The 21,279-nt window shown below is 52.5% G+C and carries 15 protein-coding genes and 1 tRNA gene; 10 read left to right on the forward strand and 6 right to left on the reverse strand.

Annotated elements, in window-relative coordinates; translation table 11 throughout:
• Positions 1–29: 29 nt before the first annotated feature.
• Positions 30–650 carry a DUF445 domain-containing protein gene (locus DDZ13_RS11285; RefSeq protein ID WP_110131559.1) on the reverse strand — a complete coding sequence of 207 codons (621 nt, stop codon included), beginning with the start codon at positions 648–650 and terminating at the stop codon, positions 30–32.
• 51 nt (positions 651–701) lie between these two features.
• Between DDZ13_RS11285 and DDZ13_RS11290 the strand changes: the two genes are divergently transcribed.
• The 10 genes from DDZ13_RS11290 (at position 702) to DDZ13_RS11335 (ending at position 10,689) form a co-directional block, all read left to right on the forward strand.
• Positions 702–1,784 carry a ligase-associated DNA damage response exonuclease gene (locus DDZ13_RS11290; protein WP_110131560.1) on the forward strand — a complete coding sequence of 361 codons (1,083 nt, stop codon included), beginning with the start codon at positions 702–704 and terminating at the stop codon, positions 1,782–1,784.
• On the forward strand, positions 1,781–3,376 hold the full coding sequence (locus tag DDZ13_RS11295; RefSeq protein WP_110131561.1) for an ATP-dependent DNA ligase: 1,596 nt from the start codon (positions 1,781–1,783) through the stop codon (positions 3,374–3,376). Before DDZ13_RS11290 ends, DDZ13_RS11295 begins: the two co-directional genes overlap by 4 nt.
• A gap of 160 nt (positions 3,377–3,536) precedes the next feature.
• A tRNA-Gln gene (locus tag DDZ13_RS11300) sits at positions 3,537–3,610 on the forward strand.
• Between the two features lie 358 nt (positions 3,611–3,968).
• Positions 3,969–4,400, forward strand: coding sequence for an RrF2 family transcriptional regulator (locus DDZ13_RS11305; RefSeq protein WP_110131562.1), 432 nt, complete (start codon positions 3,969–3,971; stop codon positions 4,398–4,400).
• Positions 4,401–4,582: 182 nt separating this feature from the next.
• On the forward strand, positions 4,583–5,992 hold the full coding sequence (locus DDZ13_RS11310; protein ID WP_199221110.1) for a hypothetical protein: 1,410 nt from the start codon (positions 4,583–4,585) through the stop codon (positions 5,990–5,992).
• Positions 5,993–6,081: 89 nt separating this feature from the next.
• Positions 6,082–6,747 (forward strand): YceI family protein, encoded by a 666-nt coding sequence (locus DDZ13_RS11315; protein ID WP_110131563.1) that lies wholly within the window; start codon positions 6,082–6,084, stop codon positions 6,745–6,747.
• 36 nt (positions 6,748–6,783) lie between these two features.
• Positions 6,784–7,518: a YceI family protein gene (locus tag DDZ13_RS11320; protein ID WP_110131564.1), complete on the forward strand. Its 735-nt coding sequence runs from the start codon at positions 6,784–6,786 to the stop codon at positions 7,516–7,518.
• A 195-nt stretch (positions 7,519–7,713) separates the two neighbouring features.
• Positions 7,714–9,960: a glycoside hydrolase family 95 protein gene (locus tag DDZ13_RS11325; RefSeq protein ID WP_233246148.1), complete on the forward strand. Its 2,247-nt coding sequence runs from the start codon at positions 7,714–7,716 to the stop codon at positions 9,958–9,960.
• Positions 9,961–10,046: 86 nt separating this feature from the next.
• Positions 10,047–10,295: a DUF6364 family protein gene (locus DDZ13_RS11330; protein WP_110131566.1), complete on the forward strand. Its 249-nt coding sequence runs from the start codon at positions 10,047–10,049 to the stop codon at positions 10,293–10,295.
• Positions 10,282–10,689 (forward strand): PIN domain-containing protein, encoded by a 408-nt coding sequence (locus DDZ13_RS11335; RefSeq protein ID WP_199221111.1) that lies wholly within the window; start codon positions 10,282–10,284, stop codon positions 10,687–10,689. Before DDZ13_RS11330 ends, DDZ13_RS11335 begins: the two co-directional genes overlap by 14 nt.
• A gap of 270 nt (positions 10,690–10,959) precedes the next feature.
• On the opposite strand, the gene DDZ13_RS11340 is transcribed toward DDZ13_RS11335, so the two are convergent.
• The 5 genes from DDZ13_RS11340 to DDZ13_RS11360 all read right to left on the reverse strand — a co-directional run bounded on the left by DDZ13_RS11340 (position 10,960) and on the right by DDZ13_RS11360 (position 21,204).
• Positions 10,960–11,544: a hypothetical protein gene (locus DDZ13_RS11340; protein ID WP_110131568.1), complete on the reverse strand. Its 585-nt coding sequence runs from the start codon at positions 11,542–11,544 to the stop codon at positions 10,960–10,962.
• A gap of 141 nt (positions 11,545–11,685) precedes the next feature.
• The gene (locus DDZ13_RS11345; RefSeq protein ID WP_146209352.1) at positions 11,686–12,381 is read right to left on the reverse strand and encodes a hypothetical protein; all 696 of its coding nucleotides are present in this window, start codon (positions 12,379–12,381) and stop codon (positions 11,686–11,688) included.
• 61 nt (positions 12,382–12,442) lie between these two features.
• Positions 12,443–16,366, reverse strand: a complete 3,924-nt coding sequence (locus tag DDZ13_RS11350) for a hypothetical protein (RefSeq protein WP_146209353.1) — start codon at positions 16,364–16,366, stop codon at positions 12,443–12,445.
• A gap of 181 nt (positions 16,367–16,547) precedes the next feature.
• On the reverse strand, positions 16,548–17,243 hold the full coding sequence (locus DDZ13_RS11355; RefSeq protein WP_110131571.1) for a hypothetical protein: 696 nt from the start codon (positions 17,241–17,243) through the stop codon (positions 16,548–16,550).
• A gap of 43 nt (positions 17,244–17,286) precedes the next feature.
• The gene (locus DDZ13_RS11360; RefSeq protein WP_110131572.1) at positions 17,287–21,204 is read right to left on the reverse strand and encodes a pilus assembly FimT family protein; all 3,918 of its coding nucleotides are present in this window, start codon (positions 21,202–21,204) and stop codon (positions 17,287–17,289) included.
• Between the last annotated feature and the right edge of the window lie 75 nt (positions 21,205–21,279).

A 21,279-nucleotide genomic window follows, 5' to 3' on the forward strand; every position in this document is an offset into this window, starting at 1 on the left:
ATTTAAATTAGCTTTATATTTTTGCTTTGCTATAACGTTATTGCCCCGCTGAGCAAGAGAATCAGGAGCTGGAGGCAACCTATTAGAAATCCTAGTACCGCGCCAAGTCGTTCTATCGTGCGGAATTCACGTTTGGCCACCTCATTGACAATTGCTTCAAGTCGTTCGAGGTCAAAGGCGGCGATATTTTCTTCGATCAATTGCTTCAAATTCACTGAAGCTTCAAACTGGGTGGCGACTTTTTCCATGAGCGGCCCGGCCTCGTCCTTCATCGCACTGGCGGCAATGACTTCAAATTTCGCGAGCGTGCTCTCATTGATAAAGCCGCCCAGCAGCGGGATCGCCTTTAATTGCGGCCCGATACGTTGCCAGACCAAGGTGTGGGCCGCTTCCTCCAGATACGGACCGAGTTCGATCTTCCGGATCTCATGTACGATCATGTGCTGCTGCATGATTTCCCGTTCGATGATCTCAGCTGCCTCGGCGGCCAGCTGCTCCTGCCGTCGTGGGATCAGGCCCTGCCATTTCCAGAGGAAAACGCGCATGGGCTTCCGGGGATGAAACAGCATTTTGATGGCCACCCAATTGGTAAACCAACCGATCGCTGCGGTAATAAACGGTGTTGAAATGAGGATGACAGTGGAGCCCATCGTGGCGAGAAATTTGATTTGTCGGGTTTGGTTCGCTAGCTTGTGTGCTTTGTGAGTAACAGGTCAACATCAAGCCCGCTCATTCGTGCGACAAAACAGGGTCTTTATTGCGAGGCAGGCGATTTTTACATCGATCCCTGGCGGAAAGTGGCTCGTGCCCTTGTCACGCACGGGCACAGCGACCACGCCCGTTATGGTATGGGGGCCTATCTCACAGCTACTCCGGGGATCGGCGTCGTGCGTGAGCGCGTGGGCAAAGATGCCAAGATCGAAGGTCTCGCTTTTGGCCAGCCGCTAAAAATCGGCGGGGTGACCGTATCCTTTCATCCGGCAGGGCACCTCCTGGGCTCGGGACAGATCCGGGTCGAGCATCGCGGGGAGGTCTGGGTGGTAACGGGTGACTACAAGACTGCTCCGGACGTTTCCTGTGAGGCCTTTGAGCCGGTCCGCTGCGATACCTTGATCACCGAGTCGACTTTCGGGCTGCCGGTTTACAACTGGCCCGAGCCGGAGGAGATTTTTCGTCAAATCAACCAATGGTGGCGGGATAACCAGAAAGAGGGACGAACCAGCGTTTTGTTCGCTTATGCCCTCGGGAAGGCACAGCGGGTGCTTTGTGGTCTTGATGCCTCCATTGGTCCGATCGGGGTGCACGGTGCCGTGGAGCGCTTGAACCCGCACTATCGGGCAGCGGGTCGGCCACTGCCGGACACCCTCCCCGCCAATGCGGAAACCAAATCCGAACTCAGAGGCCGCGGGTTGATCGTCGCGCCGGGTTCCGCCCAAAACACGCCCTGGATCCGTCGTTTTGCCCCCTATTCATTGGGCTTCGCCTCCGGTTGGATGACGGTCCGGGGGAATCGCCGCCGGCGCGCCTTGGATCGGGGATTCATCCTTTCCGATCACGTGGACTGGTCGGGAATCCTGAATACGATTGAGACCAGCGGTGCGAGTCGTGTCGGGGTGACCCATGGCTATGCTCAGCCTCTGATTCGCTGGCTTCAGGAAGAGCGTGGTATTGAGGCCTATGAGGTGCCGAGTCGGTTTGTGGGTGAAAGTGAGAGTGAAAGTGAAGGTGAGAGTGAAGGTGAAAGTGAAGGCGGGCGTGAGCACAGGGAGGACGTATCTGAATGAAGCGTTTTACCGAACTATTTATGGAGCTGGATGCCTCCAACCGCACGACGGCAAAATTGGCAGCGCTGAAGCGCTACTTCAATGAGGTCCCACCCGCTGATGCGGCTTGGGCGGTATATTTCCTGACAGGGCAACGGATCAAACGGGTGGTCAAAACCGGGAATCTGCGTGATTGGGCGGCCGGTGCCTGTGGCTTCCCGCTCTGGATGCTGGAGGAGTGTTACAATCATGTCGGCGACCTGGCCGAGACATTGGCATTGCTGATGAATAACCGGGGCAAGGACGGAAGCGAATCGACGGCGCCGCCTCTGCATGAGTTGGTGGAAACAAGGATTCTGGCACTGCGCGGTCTCGAAACGGAAGATCAGAGACAAAAGATGGTGGCAACCTGGGCAGAGCTCAGCGGGGATGCCTGCTTTGTCTTTAACAAACTCATTACCGGGGGCTTTCGCGTCGGCGTCAGTAGAACGCTGGTCAATCGCGCCTTGGCCGAGGTAGTGGGTGTCGAGCCGGCGATTATGGCGCACCGCCTGATGGGGGACTGGCGTCCGACGCCCGAAAATTACCGCGCGCTCTTCGACTCGGAGTCGGCGCGGGACGATCCGGCCCGACCTTACCCTTTTTGTCTGGCCTATCCACTCGACGATAAAGAACCGGAAACGCTCGGCCCTGTCAGCGACTGGCAAGTCGAATGGAAGTGGGACGGGATCCGCGCCCAACTGATTAAGCGGGGTGGGGAGGTCCTGCTCTGGTCACGTGGTGAAGAATTGGTGGGCGATCAGTTTCCTGAAGTCATTGAGGCGGCTCAGGCCTGGCCGGACGAGGTCGTGCTCGATGGTGAGCTGTTGGCCTGGGCGGGCGACGGCCCCGCCCCTTTCTCCGAATTGCAGCGACGGCTCGGGCGGAAAAAAGTGGGTCCCAAGCTACGACGCGAGGTGCCGGTGGTCTTCATGGCCTATGACTTGATGGAGCGACAAGGCGAAGACTATCGGGAAAAAAGCACCGTGTGTCGCCGGAAGGCTTTGGAGAGGTACACGGAAAAAGTGGCGGACGACATTCTGCAGAGGTCTGCTTTGGTCGAGGTGGAATCCTGGTCGGCGGCCGCCGCCCTGCGTGAAGAATCACGGCAGCGTCGGGTGGAGGGGCTGATGCTCAAACACAAAGAGGTCGGCTACTTCGCCGGCCGGAAGAAAGGCGAGTGGTGGAAATGGAAGGTCGATCCCTACACGGTCGATGCGGTTCTGGTTTATGCGCAACAGGGCCATGGGCGACGTGCCGGACTTTACACGGACTACACTTTTTCCATTTGGCGGGGTGGTGAGTTGGTGCCTTTCGCGAAGGCCTACTCAGGTCTGTCTGATAAGGAAATCCGCGAAGTCGATCGCTGGATACGACAAAACACATTGGACAGTCACGGGCCGGTGCGGGTGGTCGAGCCGGAACTGGTCTTTGAAATCGCTTTTGAAGGGATTAGCCCGTCCAAACGTCATAAATCCGGGATTGCGGTTCGCTTCCCCCGTATTCACCGCTGGCGTCGCGACAAACCCAAAACCGAGGCCGATACATTGGAGACCGTGCTGGAACTGTTATAGCGGCTTTGATACCAATGCCAGTGTTCAAAGCCTAAGGGCTTCGGCTACGAAGTTGAAAAGTAACCGAGTCGCCGAATGCCTTCGCGTTTGGATATTCCAGATTTCTTCAATCGAGTGCTTGACGCATCCGTTATGAATCCTACTGTCCCGCTCCTTTGATAGGCCGATGGTGTAATGGTAACACTACTGGTTTTGGTCCAGTCATTCGGGGTTCGAATCCCTGTCGGCCTGCCAATTCAGTTAGCTCCGGCGCAGAGAACTTGCCCGGGGCTTTCTTGTGTTCGGGGAAATGTGACAGGGATGAGAACCCCGGTTCGACGTAGCGCAGCGGAGATGGGGCATCCGAAGGATGAGTCCGCAGGACCGAGCGTAGCGAGCCAAACCCTATCGGCCTGCCATCCTTCGCAGGAGCGGTGCAACGGTGAAGGATGTCACGCCGGAGGCTTCTCGGCAGAAGCGTAGGCGGACCTTCCTGCAATTGGTGTCGCTCCTGACGACGGCTTGAAATACCACCGAGTTTCGGGACAGTCACCGTGGAGCGGCCCCATTCTTTTCTATGGACAAGTGTGTCGATTAATGTCATGAGTTTCTCATGTTAAGTTTGTCGCAAGGTGTTGGTTACGCAGTCAAGGCCCTGGCCTACGTGGATGATGAGCGGGGATCGGGGCAGTTTGTGCGTGACATTGCGGAACAAGCGGAAGTGCCGCCATCCTATCTGGCTAAGATATTCAAAAGACTGGTGGATAGTGAGGTGCTTGTCTCCAAGCGTGGTTGGGCTGGCGGTACGCGTTTGGCTCGCTCGCCTGAAAGCATCACGCTTCTCGAGATCGCAGAAGCGGTTGACGGTAAGGACTGGAATTCCAGATGCCTGCTAGGGCAGGAGATATGCAGCGATGAGCGCGCATGTCCGACTCACGATTTTTGGAAAGTTGAGCGCAAGGCCATAGCCGAAAAACTGAAGAGAATTACTCTGGCCGAATGTATCGATTTTGAGCGCGAGCGTGCGCTCAAAAAGCACGCTTAAACAGTCCGGAATCGATTTTGTGATTCACTGAAGAGCTCTCGGTTCGATTTTTCCTGATAAAACGACACTAGTGTCGATTTAAAACTGGACAAGAGTGTCTAATATAGTATAAGAATTAGTTATATTAAGACATTACGATCTTAGTATAACTAAAGACAAATAACAGGAGACACATAATGAAAATGAATAAATCCAAACTTATCCTCGGGGCGCTCTCCCTGGGGTTGCTGGCTGCCCCTTCGCTCTCGGCTGAGGAGTATGTCACCAAGGAGGAGTTCCTCCAACTGCAGAAGCAAATGCAGACGCTCAGCCAACAGCTGCAAACGGCTCAACAACAAGTCGCCTCCAATCGAATGGCTAAGGAGGAATTCGAGGCCCTAGAGAAAAAGATGGCCGATGTTGAGATGACTTGGGACAACTGGTTATCCCGGGACATGCAGTATTACCGTCAACCGGGTAAAGAAGGCATCAACGTCTTCGAAGCCCCCAAGGAAACCGATGTCGCTTTTGATGGCGTCAAGGTGAGAATTGGCGGTGCGAGTACTCTCCAATTTCAGGGATTGACTCAGGATAACGATTCCGGGGGCTTGAAGTCACTGACCAACAACTTCAACCTTGCGACCGCTAACCTAGACCTTGATGTCGCTTTGGCGGAAGGGGTTCGGATGCACTTGCGGACTTACCTCTCTTCCCAGCACCACCCGGAAGCATGGGTCAAAGGGGGTTACCTGCAAGTCGACAGCCTGGACTTTGTTCAGGAGGGCTTCCTTGCGGGCCTGATGGAAAACGTTCGTATCAAGGTCGGACACATGGAAATCAACTACGGGGATAACCACTTCCGCCGGACAGATAATGCCGACTCCATGTACAACCCGTTTGTGGGTAATTACATCATGGATTCCTTCACGACGGAGGTCGGTGCCGAAGTTTATTACTTCTGTGATGATTTCTTTGGTATGGTAGGTGTGAGCAACGGCAATCTAAACCAGAGCAGTGCCGATCCGGGCGTTGCCAACGAACCGTCCTACGTCGGTAAACTTGGATATGATGCTCAGTTGACCGAGGACCTTCGGGTTCGGCTCACCGGTTCCGTATATGCCTCGTTCAACTCGGCGGCCCAATATCTCTATGATGGCGACCGCTCGGGCTCACGTTATTATAACGTGATGGAAGGCAGCTTCAGGAGCGGTCGCTTTGCACCTGGCTTTGACAACGAGCTAGTCGCCATCATGGTCAACCCCTTCGTAAAGTACAAGGGGCTTGAAATCTACGGCGTGCTTGAAACCGTATCCGGAGCGAAGGGTGATGCCGATTACTCGGCAAATCAATATGCTGCGGAAGTGCTCTACCGCTTTGGTGAAAATGAGCGCTTTTACATCGGTGGTCGCTACAATCTGGTCGACGCCGAGCTCGCAACCGGTGAAGACGTTGAGATTGATCGCATCAATCTTGGTGGTGGATGGTTTATCACCGATAACGTTCTCGCGAAAATTGAGTACGTGACCCAGTCCTATGACGGCTTCCCCGAGGGTAGTATCTATGATGGTGGTGAGTTCAATGGCATCATGCTAGAAGGCGCCATCAGCTTCTAAGGTCTCAAGATATAACCCAATAATGTGCTGGGCTGGAAGGGTCCGAACCCCTGCCGGCTCCACTTTAAAAAGCTTACAAGTAAACGATCATGAAAAATCCTATCACAGGTAAAAATATTCCCGTTTTTCTGCTCCTTGCCCTCGCCGCGGCCGTCTCGCCCTTCTTATCGGCAGCCCAGGCAGAGGGGTCTGAAAAACTTGTCTTTTCGAGCGAATCGGAAGACTCCGGAAAGATTCTTATCACCGGCACCTCCTCGCTCCATGACTGGGAAATTGTCGGGAAAAACATCGCCGGCAGTTTGACGGTCACCACGACTAAAAATGGAGAGCGTGACCTTGAGGTTAGCCTCCCCGTTGAAGCTCAGGTGAAAATCCCGGTGAAAAGCCTCGAGAGCGGCAAGGGCATCATGGACAAAAAGATGTTCAAGGCGCTGGAGGGAAAGAAGCACGAAAACGTGCTCTTCGTCCTGGACTCGCTGGAAATCGTGGAGGCCGATCCGGATCCGGAAAAGGCAAACCTCCAGGTGCTCAACGTCAAAGCGAAGGGCAAACTGAGTATTGCCGGTGAAACCCGCTGGATACAGTTCCCCGCTGCAATTGATTGGGACGCCGCCAAAAAGCTGGTAAGTGTCTCAGGAGAGACGGATATCCGTATGACGGATTTCGGGATCGATCCTCCGACGGCGCTTCTGGGAACCTTGAAAACCGGTAATGAAGTTAAGGTCTCCTTTTCCTGGACGCCGAAGTTACAATAAATTAAAAAGTTTCAAACGCCGCAATCATGATCTGAAATGAAAGCATGGATCAATCGCAGCATGCTTCTGGCAGCCGCATTCTTATGCGCAGGGGCGGTTTGGGCTCAAGGGCAAGCGGCGGATACGGAGGGTGATTTTATCTACCGTCTGAAGAAAGCGCCTGCCGAAGTCAGCGTACGCGGTACCTCGACGATCGGACATTGGGATTGCAGCCAAAATAGCATCGATGGTTTGGCCAGAATCAATGTCAGCGCTAAAGCATTGCGTGAAAGTCTAGCGGTGTTGTTGAAAGGCGAACCGAAAAGTCCGAGCCTCAATGAGATGTGGAAGGATCTTGAGTCTCAGGTCCGGGTGGCGGTGGATGCGAATAACTTCACCTGTGACAATAAACGAATGAAACGTGATCTGGAGGAGGTGATTCAGGCGGACAAGTACCCGAGCATTAACTTCTGGTTCTCCAAGATAGTCGGGGAGGGCACAATCGAAAGTGACAAGCACGGGGCTTACCTGATCCTGAAAGTAGAGGGGGATCTACTTTTTGGCGGTCAGCGCAGAAAGACGAGGCATACCGCGGAGATTCGGTTGAGCGAAAAAAATCTGATCGAAGTTAAAGGAAAATTGGATCTCGAGATGACGGACTTTGGAATCAAGCCGCCGACAGCTCTTTTCGGCCTGATTCGGGCAAACAATAACTTTCAGGTCGATTATTGGATAAAGATCAAAGCAGAGGATTGTGCCATTGTGTTTGAAGATGGCTCCCGACGGCTTTAATATTCAATACAGTAAGAATGCGGTCGATAGCACGGTTTTGCCGGCTCGATTTTCTGCGGAAAAAGTGCGCTCTATTTGCCAGCTTTGAATGTCGTATTAGTTGCATGCATTGGAAATAAGGTTCTTCCTATCCAGATGCCTGCTTTTGAAATAACAAAAAATCCGCTCGCTGGCGTACGATCTATAATCAGGATTTTGTTTTTCTCGTTTTTTGCCGGAAGCGTTCCCGCCCAGGCCGCCCCCGAGAGGGTTCTTTGGGAAGACAGGCCTGCACAGACTTGGATGACCGAGGCCTATCCGATCGGCAACGGGCCCATGGGCGCCATGCTTTTCGGCGGGACGGAAGTGGGCCGCATTCAGTTTAACGAGATCAGCCTCTGGAGCGGCGACCGTATGCTCGGCCAATCACCCAAGCGGAATGAGAAGGGCTTTTTCGTCAACAGCATGGGGGCCTATCAGGCTTTTGGGGATATCCTCCTGCATTTGGGCCACGACTTTGCCAAGGTGAAGGATTATCGCCGTGAGCTCGACATCAGTCATGCGGTCCATCGTGTCAGCTACCTTTACGAAGGTGTGCGCTACGAACAGCTTGCCTTTGCCAGCCACCCCGACGGCGTGATCGTGATGCAACTGTCCGCGGACAAGCCGGGTGCGATCGACGGGCGCATTCAGCTGACCGATAGCCATGAGGCGAAAATCACGGCCGTGGGCAATCGTCTGACTTCGACCGGGGCCATCGGCAACGGTTTTGAGTATGAGGCTCAGCTTCTGGTCTTGAATGAGGGCGGGCTGGTTCGATCAGCAAATGATGGTGGGGCTGTCTCGAATCCCTGGGGAATTCAGTCTCCCGACGCTTCGCTCATTGCCGAGAATTGTGACAGCCTGACTTTGATTCTCTCTGCCGGGACAAACTTCATTCAGGACCACCGGCGCGAGTGGATCGGGCCACATCCGCATGAAGCGGTGACCGCCCGTGTCGATGCTGCCGCCAGGAGGAGTGTACATTTTCTTTACGAGCGTCATCAGGCCGACTTCCGCTCGCTCTACGGGCGTTTCAGTATCGACCTGGGTACGTCCGCAGCGAAAGTGCTACGCTTGCCCACCGAGACCCGGCTCAAGGCCTACAAGCAGGGTGCGGATGACCCGGATCTCGAGGAGCTGGTCTGTCAGTTTGGCCGCTACCTTTTGATCAGCTGTTCAAGGCTGGGCTCCTTGCCCGCCAACCTGCAGGGGGTCTGGAACCACTCCAACAATCCGCCCTGGCAGTGTGACTATCATTCCAATATTAATTTCCAGATGAACTACTGGCCGGCCGAGCCGGCCAATCTGGCCGAGTGCCATCTCCCCATGATCGACTACATCGACAGCATACGGGAAGTGAGTAAGGTAAATACTCGTGGCGAGTTCGGCGATGTACGCGGCTGGACAGTGCAAACCATGAATAACCCCTGTGGTGTTTCCTACTACAAATGGAACACCGTCGGGAGTGCGTGGTATGCGCAGCACCTTTGGGAGCATTACGCGTACGGTTTGGATGAAGGCTATCTGCGCAAGACTGCATATCCGATCCTGAAAGAGATTTGCCATTTCTGGCAGGACCGTCTCAAGGAACGTCCGGACGGCACTCTGGTCGCACCGGACGGCTGGTCGCCCGAGCACGGCCCGGTGGAGGATGGGGTGTCCTACGACCAGCAAATTATCCACGATCTCTTCACCAATACGATCGAAGCTGCGGGAATTCTGGATGTGGATCCCGAATTCAGAGCCGAGCTGATCGATATGCGTTCGCGTCTGCTTAAACCGCAAATCGGGCGCTGGGGACAGCTGCAGGAGTGGGAGGAGGACCGGGACGACCCGAACGATAAGCACCGCCACGTTTCGCATCTGTTCGGTCTTTTCCCGGGCCGTCAAATCTCCATTGAAGAAACGCCTGATCTAGCCGAAGCGGCGCGGGTCACACTCAACGCCCGGGGGGATGAAAGCACTGGCTGGAGCCGCGCCTGGAAGGTCAATTTCTGGGCCCGCCTCTGGGAAGGGGACCGGGCCTACAAGCTACTGCGCAACTTCATTCATGTCGTCCGTGAAGCACGTGTGATTTACGGGGAAGGGGGGGCCGGGCTCTACCCCAACTTGCTCTGTTCGCATCCGCCCTTTCAAATTGACGGCAACCTCGGTCTGGTGGCCGGCTACTGCGAAATGCTGGTGCAAAGCCAGACGGATACCATTCATCTTCTTCCCGCCTTGCCCGCGGCCTGGCCCGAAGGGAGTGTCAGAGGGATCCGTGCTCGCGGCGGTTTTGAAGTCGATTTGGAGTGGAAACGCGGCAAGCTGACCCAAGCGGTTATCCACTCTCAAGCAGGGCGACCCTGCACCGTCGCCTACGAAGACCAGGTCGAACAGTTCGATACTAAAGTCGGTGGCGAGTATCGTCTGCGGTTTTGAACCGGGAGGCCGCTTCCGGCTGTTTGCGTGGACACCTCTAACTCATAAAACTTGACCCCGAACTGAAAAAATAGTTTTCTGTGCTAATGAAAAATATCACAGTTTCTGTAGATGAAGAGGTTTATCACAGGGCGCGGATTCGGGCCGCCGAGCAAAAAACCTCGGTTTCGGCGATCGTTCGGAAATTACTTGAAGAAGTCTCGCAGGAGAAGACCGAGTTCGAGCGACTCATGGAACTGGAGGAAAAGACCCTTCAAGGCATGAAGGGGGCGAAATTTTCTGCTTCGAATCGCTTGGACCGTGAGAGTTTGCACGACCGTGATGCGCTTCGTTGATACCAATATTCTCCTGTATCGGATCAGCTCGGATCCTCTGGAAAGCCACAAGCAAATCGTGGCAGCGGAGATCCTGTCTCAGCGCGATCTTAGTCTTTCTGTCCAAGTCTTGCAGGAGTTCTACGTCCAATCGACAAGACCGTCCCGTCCCGATCCGCTTTCTCACGCGGACGCTTGCGCCTTGATTCGTTCGTGGAAGCGTTACCCGGTTCTGGGTCTGGATGTGGCACTTGTCGAGCGTGCTTTTTCCGCCAAGGAGCGTTGGCAGCTTTCTTATTGGGATGCCGCCATTCTCGAAGCCGCCCGCAGCTGCGAGTGCGAGGTTCTTTTGAGCGAAGATTTAAACCATGGGCAGGACTACGACGGCGTGCGCGTCGTCAACCCCTTTCTCTGACGAGAATCTCGACCGAGCCCTTAGCGCTTATGAATTTACGAAATGGCCCGTTTTTGCCCCCGTCAGACCTGGCCCCTGCTACTAATGGGACGAAAACGAATAATAATAAGACGGGCAAACCGAGAAGTCGACTCATGTCGTCTAAGCTGAATAAATCAGAGGAACATACAATCCCTTAGCTTCTCTTTGCCCATTCACTGCAGGAGGGCAAGTTCGGGAAACGAAGCCGGGTAACTAATTGATTTTTAGGAGTTTCGAGCTTCTAAGAACTCAATCCCTATGATCGCGGATTGAATAAATCTTGGGCAGTCGGGCATTGGTCTCGACGATAAAGCCCAGATTCCTGCTGGTTGCGTCAAACCACCACGACTTTCTCATAATAGGCTGGAAGTCGCCGTCTGAAGTTGGCTGATAAGTAAATTCAGCTTTATAATAGGCACTCTTCTCAAGTGATGGTCTGTGTATGGCACGTCGCATGGGCGGTATGCTCAATTTGTCTTTTCCCAAATTCGCAGTGACGGGATGCGGTGTATAGTTGATCCAAAGCGTTTCTCCAGCTTTTAACCTATCATTACTAATGTCTATCAAGGTAAGTTTTAGATGTGTGTCAGAAACATCGGGGTCGCGATCTACGAGCAGCAAAAAATCCGTTATTTCAGCAGCTAGCTTTATTGTGGAGGTTCCTTTGGGAAAGCCTTCACCTTGGCTACGTGCCTCCGGTAAAATACCAATAGTTAACTCGCCTGCGGGTAGCTCGACCACGTCCGAAAAGTTTCTGCTTGGCAACAAGACCGCTTGTGAAGTCGAGCCATCAAACAAATAAGCCTCTTTTATTGCTGCCGTTGCCTTACCCATGAAAAGTAAACGACAGGTGCGATTGTCAATTGACTGCGACTCCTCAGCGCAGACCGAACAGAGAGTGAGAAGGAGTAGGGGCAAATATGAGTATTTCATGCGTGATAACAGCGTTGTGCCGCATTGTCGTTAGATCTCATCTTAATTTGAGGCACCATTTGTAACCTGGCTACGGCGATCGCGGAGTGTAAATATCTTAGGCAGCCTGCCTCCCGAACCAACAACGAAGCCCAGGTTTTTACTCGTAGCATCAAACCACCATGACTTTCGCATGATAGGCAGGAAGTCACCTTTGCCTTCCCGCTGGTAAATGAATTGAGCCTTATAATAACCGCTTTCCTTTAGTGGTGGTGGACCAACAGTCTGCTTCATCGGTGGGATGAAAAATTGCGCTTCTCCGAGTTTGGCCGCCACCTTGTGATTGGTTAGATTGATCCAGAGAGTTTCGCCCGGTTTGAGCTTACTGTCATCAATATTGATCGGCCGAATTGCGACGGGTAACACTTGATTGCTTGGATTGTAGGCTAAAAGAAGGTAAACATCAGTCGTAGTATCAGGGAGTGTAACACTGGGTGCACCACTGGGAAAGTCCTCTGGCTCGTTTACCTCCGTTGGACTCAGCCCGATGGTCAACTTGCCGTCAGGCAAGGGACCGCTGGGTAATTCGACGATTTGAGAAAAGTTCCTGCTCGGCAGTAACACCTTGTGTGAGGTCTTTCCGTCATAGAGATAAGCCTCTTTAGGTGCATCCGCTGGCTTGTTCAGGAAAAGAATACGGCAGCTGCGTTTGACTTCACCATTAGCCTGCTGCGCGCTGAGCGGCAGATAGGTAAACAAGAGTAAGGGTATCAATAAGAGTTTCATGTATCTGTCATGTGCTAGCTGGCAGGGTTGCGGACTAAACTTCATCCTCATCCAGCCAGCGGAATGACTTTATGGTATATTTTCGACCAAACAGTCGATTTTTTTCGCTTGTAGGTGTGTCGATAAAATCAGCTTCGTCGACCGGATCGACATATTCCCGGCTGCGCTGCACGGTGGCTTCACACCAGGCGCGGGCAATGACATTTCCTGCGGCATCGCGTTTATCGCCGTAGGCGCGGATGGTGAAGGTGTCGTCACGTGCCGAGAGAACCGGAGCGAGCGGACGCAAAATGTCTGCTTGCCGGATCCAGCCGGGGAGCCCGTGGGTGCTGAACCCTTCGGCTGCTTGTTCGAAGGCGTAGCCGACGTCTTCCAATTTTGAATCTGAGGGATCCATCGTTTCGCTTGAAAGTTGGTCATTAACGCCTTCGTTTTTCAATGCGGATAATGGATCATCACTTAGTCTGTCGAGGGCGGTTTGTAGAGCCCCTGCCAGCGCCAGATTTACTTCATTTCCGGCCAGTGGTAAGTCCAAGGTGGTTGTGGATAATTGGCGATTAATGAATTCGGACAAAGACAGGAAGGGACCTCGCACCCTGATTTGCTCAACGATAAGTCTGGCAAGTTCATACAACTGATCGTCGCTAAGTGTTCGGAAGCCGGAATATTCGGAACCGTATGGAAATTCGGCCCCCATTCCCAGATTATTACCGGCTTCGACGTCGGCTGCCACCGTGTGACGGGAAACGACATGATCTCGCTTTGTCGAATCAAGAGTCATTCCATTTTCAGTATGGTGGGCCACCTCCTGCTCCCGTGCATGGCCGAGCAAGGCACGCCATGCTTCGATTGAAGTGGAGTTGACATTAAACATGCCATCGACGACGAGCCTCGAGGCTATCTTCTGCCAACCATCGCCATCAGGGCTGTTGATGATAGAGTCTGCCAACGCGGAGGCATCTTCTGCGGACAAATCGCGGTCTTCAGGAATAGGCTGATAGGCGCGGTTGGTCAGTTGAAAATCTCCTTCAAGAAACTCTTCGTAGACCGTTTCGATGTCTTTGGAAATATCGCTGCCGAAATTGGTTGGTAGTGGTGCGATTGACGAGAATACCCAGTCGTCAAAAAGTAAATGGTTGGCGCAGTAGGCATCATCGTGCTGTAGATTGGTCGCCACGTTAGTTAAATACGGATCACTGGGAAGAACACTGTTTTGTTGGATTAGAGGAGTCGCATCGCTATTCCCGATCAAATTGTATTGGAATGGTGGAAGGGGATTTTTTCCACGTACGTTCCAGCTTTGTAATTCGACCAGAGAAGCCATGGGCTTCAGGGGAATCTCAGCCATGACGAGCCGAGATAAGCCTTCTCCGGATTGAAAGCCTGAAATGATGTAGCCTTTCGTTCCCACCTCGGGTGACAGGGGGCTGTCTTTCGCCATCGAGCTGTAGGAAAGGTCGTAAGCAGTATTTCCGGGGTGAAAAGGGGTTTCCTCTTCAGGAGTTGAAAAAGTGTTCTCAGCAAATGGGCTGCTTTGTAGAACGCCTTTCGTAGGGCGACCTTGAGTGTTGCCGTAGCCCGCGCCAATCGTCAAACGTGGGCCGAACGAAATTGAGAATATGTTAGTCCAAGGTGGGTTATCCCCATCATCTTCCAGCTCATTCACATAGTATGAAACCTCTTGAAGTTCATCAGATGGCCAATACTTTCTCGCCCAATCCCAGTCAGGGTTTGCTACCATATTGGTTCGTACGAGAGTTGCTCCTTTGGCGACCTCTCCGTTATTTATGTCAGATAGGCTTCTAGGGTAAAAGGGGGTTCCGACCTGAAAATAAGCTCCTGCACCAGGCGTAGACAAGACCTGATTACTGTAGGGTTTTGTAAATCGATCTGTTTTGAGAGAAAATCTCACAAGGTCAGTTGAATGGAGCTCTTGGCGGGGGCGGCCCTGTACTTTGTGCAGGTGTTTCCAAGTGTTGTTATCCTCTGGATCTATAAGGTTAGGAGGGTGCACGGTTAAACCTGCATCATCACCAGCATTCAACCCTTCTTTCAGGCGAACGCCTCCACTCCATGCGCCGTCTCGACCGAAAGCAGGCGAGTAAATTTTCACTTCGCCCGGCTTCAAATTGAACTCAAGCGGTAGCCAAGCTGTTACCGCTCGTATTCCATAATATTGAGACCGAGTGCCAAAGCCACTTCCCGTGCCGTATCCCAAGTCGATATTTTCTTGTATATTGTAGTCATAGCTTTCGGTCACACCGTCAATAGTTCCCTGATTGCCACCGTTGAACAGCTTGTAAGTACCAGAGAATTCACCTGGCGGCGGGACGGTTCCATTTATGATCCCCATTGTGATCGGTAATGATCTCTGAGTGCTGACGCCGATGTCTGCATTCTTACTCTCAGCCCACCGATCCTGTACGTATGGTTCGCTCTTGTTAATTTCTACGTTGTACGGGTTCCAAAGCGTAACGTAGGGAATCGCGTTCAGATTAATTCGAAAATTTTTTCTCGGTTCTTCTTCATTCGGATTAGGGTCAGGAATGGTATTGGCCTGAACAATAACTTGAACCCTTGCCACTACGGGGTTGATATCTTGCTCATGGTAATGTTGATAAAAATCCTCCTCGTCTACGCCGCCGGTACCATTATTTCCGTTGATGAGGGGTCTCCAACCAAAGGGTGCTTTCCCTATTTTTGAGCCGGAATCGTACGTGATCTTTTTATAATAGGTCGCAAAGTTGACCAATGATTGCCACGAAGCGGAGGCAGTATGATACGTCGAAGGAATTTTGTTTGCCCCGATTTGCGTGTAGTCGCTCCATGGATACAAAACTGACTGATCTGGGTCATAGTTACTTTCAGTTGGTTTAGGTACAGCTGAAGTATCTCCTGGAGCCGGAGAATAGCGGAATAAAGGTAGTTCTGCGTCAGCGTAATTGGAGTAGATGTCGTCCCATTTTTCGGTAAGAATGGACATATCTTTTCGCCAGCCGCCTGTCGCCGTGTTCGTCAGAAGTCCGGTAGCGGTTACAGAGAAATCGTGAAAGCCCAAATGCGGTTGGGCCGCATTATCGTCTTTAAGTAAGTCTACGCTGCTTAAGTTGAGAGCTTTACGGGCAATTCTGCTACTATTTCCGTCCAAGTCGTAGGCTTCGGGGTCGTCCAAAATCTCATCACTCAGCCCAAAAACGGACGGGTCGGGTACACTATGTGACTTGGCCAGATCGGACCAGCCTGCCTCATCCTGAGTGCGTGGTTCGTAGGACTGTTTGAGCCTGGCTTTTTGGTTTTCCGGGCTGACCCACCAGGCATATCCACCTCCATCTTCAGTTTCATTCGGCAAAACATGGATTTCACGCGGGTTATTGTTGTTATCGCTGTCAGGTAGTGATCCATCGTCGTCTACGTTTAAGTCTCCAGCTGTGAGCAGGGGGACAGTGTCAGCATTATTTACTTTGGTCGGTGTAGTGTAGGCGAGGGTCTCCGGGGAGTCTACATTTTGTCCTTCTGTCGCGCTCGAAATTAACCAAGAGATAAACCGTCCATTCCCTGTGGCGCTATTTTGAACTTTCAATGTGTAGTCCGGTGCGATCGGCCTACCTGTGCTTGGGTCGTGGTTAAGGCCCTCCCAACTCCTCCAGGCGCCAACCAGCTTAGGTGTGTTCGGTATATCATTGCTACTGATGTAGATGTCTGCCGGGGCCGTGATACGGGTATCTGGGCCAGTGTGCTTTTGCAGGTCGCCAATCGCCATCATCAGCGCGGTCTTGGCGTTGGCTTGGGCCTCAGTGCGGGCCGCAGCGATGTCCGCGCTTTTTGTGGCTACGGAGGACAGAGAGTAAAGGGTAACCCCAACCAACACCAGGACCGCCATAATCGTAATGCTGGCGATTAGGGCGAAGCCGGATGTTTGGGAATTCTCTAAGCGAGATTTAGAGCGTGATGCGTTCATAATAGATATCTAATCTTGTATAGATAACACTAAACAGGACTTTGAAGCAATCCTATCCAGCAAAATAAGTCGGCATACAACTATGCTTCAAATCGGCATAGTGTTTTACAGGCTTTTAACGCATCCTGCTGCTTGGTTGGCCCCGAAAGCAGGTTTTATCGGGGCTATCGCCCTCTTGCCGCTAGGCGCCTGAGAGGAAGCTTCTAATGATATGAAGTCTAATTTGTTCTGTCCCGGGATCATGGTAGAAGAAGACCATGCTCTGTGCCTTTTCGTTCAAGCGCCAGGTGGCGGAGAAGAATCCTTTCGCCTTATCCTTATTCCGGAAGAAAAATCGGGCATAGGAGTAGCCCAAGTCACCTCTGGTTTTGGTCGCTTCAGGGGTTACCAGAGTACTCTTGCCGGGCTTGAGGGCAAATTTTTGCTCTCCGATAATGCCCGCAATGTCGACCTCGGTCGCATTTATGAATAAGTATTGACCGCCGCCAAAAGCATCCGTGCTGAAATCAAGGGTCGTCAATTGTATGTCGTTGGAGTTTTTACTGCCCGATCGTGTCACCAGTACCAGCTGTTTTGGAGAGCGGATCGAGGGAGTATTTCCGTAAGAATTAAAAGAAAATGCCCTTGCATCCGGGGCCGAGGATTTACCCAGAGTCCAATTAGGGAGTGCCGGGACGCTGTAAGCTTGTGAGATGTGATTGGTCGGAAGTTGGACTTCGATGGTCTCATTCTCACCGATAAGTAACTCAAGCGGTTCCGGATCGGTGGCTTTGGGGAAAGAAAGAAAATGCAGATCGACCTTTCCGGTTTGCGCCTGAGCGCAAATACAGAGGCAAAGGGCACATAAAAGTTTCAGAAATCGGTTTATAGAGATCATAAATTTAACAAGTAGGGTGATCGAATATCGCTGCGAGTCTTCACTAAACTTCGTCTTCGTCCAGCCAACGGAAGCTTACGATGTTGAATTTTCGACCGAATTTCCGGTTCGTCTCGGAAGTCAGCCTTTCCTGACCGACGTGATTCTCGTCGCTGCTGAGATCTATGTAATCAGGCGTTCGCTGTACCACCGCTTCACACCAGACGCGCGCGACGACCTCGCCACGGGCATTCAGTTTGTCGCCATAGGTGCGGATGACGAAGGTATCCCCGCGCGGTGTCAGCACTGAGCCCAGATGGCGAAGGATGTCTGCCTGATCAATGTAAGGTGTGCTACCGTAAGCAATAGGGCCGTCCAGAGCTTCGGGGAATTGCGGTATAAAACCATCCGCCTCTAAATCGTCGGCTTCTGCGTCCAAACTGCGCTCCGGAGACCGGAATGTGGCATTAATGGAAACGCTGTTATCATCTATGGCTGCTTGCATGGCACCTTTGACGGAGAGGTCTCTATTGGAGGTGTCCAGGCGACGGTTAATGAATTCGGAAAGCGAAAGAAAGGGACCGCGTTCCTTGACTTGTCGGACGAGTGCCGAGGCGAGTTGAGAAATTTCGCTGTCGGAAAGACTGCGCCAACTCCGCCACTGGTCGAGCGGCACAGCCGGGTCGCTGGTGATGCTGCCACTGGCTTGTATCTGTCGGTTCGGAAGCATTCCAGGTCCAACCGGAGTTTCCCCATTCACCGAATCTGTTGATGGATTGCCGGTGGTTTCGTTCAAATAAGCGATGGATTTATCGCGAAGGCTGGTGAGTAAGATTTGCCACGCATCTTCAGATGTTGAGTTTACGTTGAAAGGACCGTTCACCAATAGATGGGAAGCAATTTTGTCGGCGAAACCGTCCGTAAAGTCTTCATACTGGCTGGCCAGATTTGTAAATTGGCCGCCGTCAAGATTCTCAATATATGGAGTGATACGCCGGTTCGGTAATTGTTCTGCGTTGAAGAGAAAGTCCTCTGCGACATCAAAGGCAGACTTGTTTGCGGATGCGTCCTGCAGCTGAACGTCGGTGAATTGGGGAGTGATAGAGGAGAAAAAATAATCATCCCAAAGAGCTTTGTTGGCCAAGTAGGAGTGGTCCACATAGGTGATGATCTGGTCGCTTAACGGCACGTCCGTATTCATCTCACGCGTGTAAGTCGTGAATGCCTCATTCGCCTGAATATTGGGGTGGGCGTAGGAATTGCCGGTAGCCTGCTGGGTGTGTGGGGCGAGGCCACCTTGTCCGGTCGCAGTGGTTACACGGAAATCACTAATATCGGGTGCATTGTCGATGCTGCTCTCAACCACGGCATTGTTAGCCAAACTGTAGCCGCCAAGATGCGCACTGCTGAGGGAGGCGATGGAGATGGGGGGTAACACAGGGAGGTATTGTTGCACAACGTGGGTGGTGCCAAAGCCGAAATTGTAACTTCCGCCGTAGTAGCCCCGGCTGTTGCCGTCGCTCTGAAGGACCTCCTCTGTATCGTTTATTTTCTCCACCTGCCATTCCCAGCCGTACTCATAGAGTCCTGCCGGGCTGTTGTCCGCGATGCGTGGAGCGCTGAGTATGCTCCCATGCAGGAAAGGGCGTGTGGTGATTCGACGACCGGCGCTGAAACCTCCAGTCTGACTGTTATTTAATTCACAGCCCGGCATCATGGTGAACACCAGTAAGCCTTTAGCTGCTTGAGCAGCTGTGAAGCTCGCTATGTCTGTTCCAGGTGTCGCATTTGTTACGGATTCAAAAGGAATGGCTGCGCCTCCGGGGAAACCTGAGAGGATCATATTCGAATTGAAAACATTCGTTGTTTGTTCCAGAGCTCCATTTCCGTCTTGGCCGAATCGACTAAGGAATTGGTAATTCCTGTGGCGATTATCGGCGTCATCATTTTTTAGATAGAACTGAAGCCCACCTCCATGCACTTCATTGGCCCGTGCCACCAAGCCGGAAAAATCTCTGTTGTGATCAGGGTTTGGGTCTTCCGGATAGGCAGCGACAGTAATCTTATCACCTTCGGCAAACACCATTCGAAAGCCTAAGTAATTATCACTTCCTTCGAGCTTTACGACGTCGACGCTCCCGTCCGGGGGGGCGGTCTTTGCCGTAATGTAAAAGCCATCCGGAAAAAATTCCTGGGCATCATAGGTTGGGTTGTCGCCATACGTCGCTTCACCATCATTTTCCAGCCAGTTCCCGGTCGGAATATCGACAGTAAAGGTTTTGATTTCTCCCGGCTCAAAGACAATCGGTTCGGTACGCGCAAATCTAACTTTAATGATGAACGGGTCGAGTGCGCGCGCCCGAGCATCACTGTGAGTGGATTCGTTGGTAATTGCGTAATTCAGGTTAGTGTTTTTAGTTATATGCTCTCCCCCGCTGGCTCTGTATTTTTTCCACTGAATATAGAACGGGGGGAAGCCGACTTGCATTCTCTGTGCCGCGTCGGTGTCCATGACCAATGGGACATTGTTGGGATTCCAGAGGGAAATTACCGGTTTCACGCCAAGGGATAGCTTGTAAATGTCTTCTTCCCTTAATTCTCTACCATCGCCCAGCCAATCATTCGCATAAGCTCGTTCTGGATCGGTAATCAAGCTGGCGCCAACGCCCAAAACAAACTGGACTTTTACGGGCACGGGGTTGCGGTAAAGGGCGGTGAATTCTCTCAAATATGCTTGATCCGAACTCCCATAATCCGGCACCTCCGTCTGGATATTACCGTTGAGCTGGGAGGATGTGTATTTGATGCCACCCCGATCTCCGGTACTAAAATCTTCATTATCCCGATAAAGTTGATAATAAGCGGATAAGTCCTGAAGGGGCACGCGTTCTTCAAGTACGGTTTCACCCTCACGGTTGAAATCGTAGAGCATGAATTCGTTGCCGTCATCGTTTAGATCAATTTGGCGCTCCAACAGGGTATTCAAATCCCGTTTCAGGCCGCCTTCACGAACATCGGCGAGAACCCCGAAATTGTTGAGGGTGGCGGTGTGGAAATTGAGCTGTGACAGGGTAGGGTCGTTGGCTCCGGGTTGCGGGCTTCGATCAACCAAATCGAGTGTCTTTCCTGTCGTGACCTTGTCCAATTCGTTTAAGTCCGTAATCGTCTGAAAGCCGGGGATTTGCTGATTCCCCATCGTGTCGGGAGCATGCGAGCGGTGGATCAATTCCGCCTCGGTCATCCCGCTTGCAGGGCCGTAAGAATCCGCCAGAACCGTGGCCTTTTGGCTCTCATCGCCGATCCACCAAGCATAGCGCCCGGAATTTGCCTGGCCGATAGCTTCGACGTCGATCAAACTTGCGCTGACGTAGTCTTGATTTGTGGCATTCGGGCCAAGCGACCCATTTCCGACCAAGCGCACGGCGGTTGAAGTGCTGCCGGGCTTAGCGTCCCCGCTGAGAGGAAGTATACTGGCCGAGGTGAAATTTTTCCGGGCGGTGGTATTAAGCGAGACCAGCCATTCGCGGAAGTGGTCTTCTTTTCGGCTATAATCCGGGTTCATGCCAGCCTGCAGCGCAGCATCGGTCGGACTGCCGATGGTCTGGTGGGCGCTCTCAGGACTTGGGTAGTTGGAATTGACCGGTGCGTCGGCCAGATCGCCGGCAATCCAAGAATCCCAGACCCCGAGCCAGTGCGGATGATTGACGCCATCCATGTCATTTGTTTCGCTATTTGTGTCGAGGATCGCAGCATTGGCTGAAATGCGCTGGTCCGGTCCCATCGACGCTTGCAACTCGCCGATCGCCAACATCAGGGCCGCTTTTGCGTTGGCCTGCGCCTCGGTCCGGGCCTTGGCGACATCGGCACTGCGGGTCGCCACCGAAGAAAGGGAATAAAGAGTGACGGCAATCAGCACCAGCACGGCCATGATAGCAATACTGGCGATCAGGGCGAAACCTTGTCGGTTTTGGTCGCGTGGCATGCTTTGAAATGAATGAATGATTAAAATTGCACATAATTAGGCGTGATCGCAACCTAAACCAAAGCTAATATGCAA

It is taken from the genome of Coraliomargarita sinensis (assembly GCF_003185655.1).
Classification (GTDB): domain Bacteria; phylum Verrucomicrobiota; class Verrucomicrobiia; order Opitutales; family Coraliomargaritaceae; genus Coraliomargarita_B; species Coraliomargarita_B sinensis.

Bases quoted from the DNA above. Each gene is read 5' to 3' on its own strand.
- DDZ13_RS11285 (WP_110131559.1), bottom strand. From the start codon at position 650: ATGGGCTCCACTGTCATCCTCATTTCAACACCGTTTATTACCGCAGCG.
- DDZ13_RS11295 (WP_110131561.1), top strand. From the start codon at position 1,781: ATGAAGCGTTTTACCGAACTATTTATGGAGCTGGATGCCTCCAACCGC.
- DDZ13_RS11305 (WP_110131562.1), top strand. From the start codon at position 3,969: ATGTTAAGTTTGTCGCAAGGTGTTGGTTACGCAGTCAAGGCCCTGGCC.
- DDZ13_RS11310 (WP_199221110.1), top strand. From the start codon at position 4,583: ATGAATAAATCCAAACTTATCCTCGGGGCGCTCTCCCTGGGGTTGCTG.
- DDZ13_RS11315 (WP_110131563.1), top strand. From the start codon at position 6,082: ATGAAAAATCCTATCACAGGTAAAAATATTCCCGTTTTTCTGCTCCTT.
- DDZ13_RS11320 (WP_110131564.1), top strand. From the start codon at position 6,784: ATGAAAGCATGGATCAATCGCAGCATGCTTCTGGCAGCCGCATTCTTA.
- DDZ13_RS11330 (WP_110131566.1), top strand. From the start codon at position 10,047: ATGAAAAATATCACAGTTTCTGTAGATGAAGAGGTTTATCACAGGGCG.
- DDZ13_RS11335 (WP_199221111.1), top strand. From the start codon at position 10,282: ATGCGCTTCGTTGATACCAATATTCTCCTGTATCGGATCAGCTCGGAT.
- DDZ13_RS11340 (WP_110131568.1), bottom strand. From the start codon at position 11,544: ATGGGTAAGGCAACGGCAGCAATAAAAGAGGCTTATTTGTTTGATGGC.
- DDZ13_RS11350 (WP_146209353.1), bottom strand. From the start codon at position 16,366: ATGAACGCATCACGCTCTAAATCTCGCTTAGAGAATTCCCAAACATCC.
- DDZ13_RS11355 (WP_110131571.1), bottom strand. From the start codon at position 17,243: ATGATCTCTATAAACCGATTTCTGAAACTTTTATGTGCCCTTTGCCTC.
- DDZ13_RS11360 (WP_110131572.1), bottom strand. From the start codon at position 21,204: ATGCCACGCGACCAAAACCGACAAGGTTTCGCCCTGATCGCCAGTATT.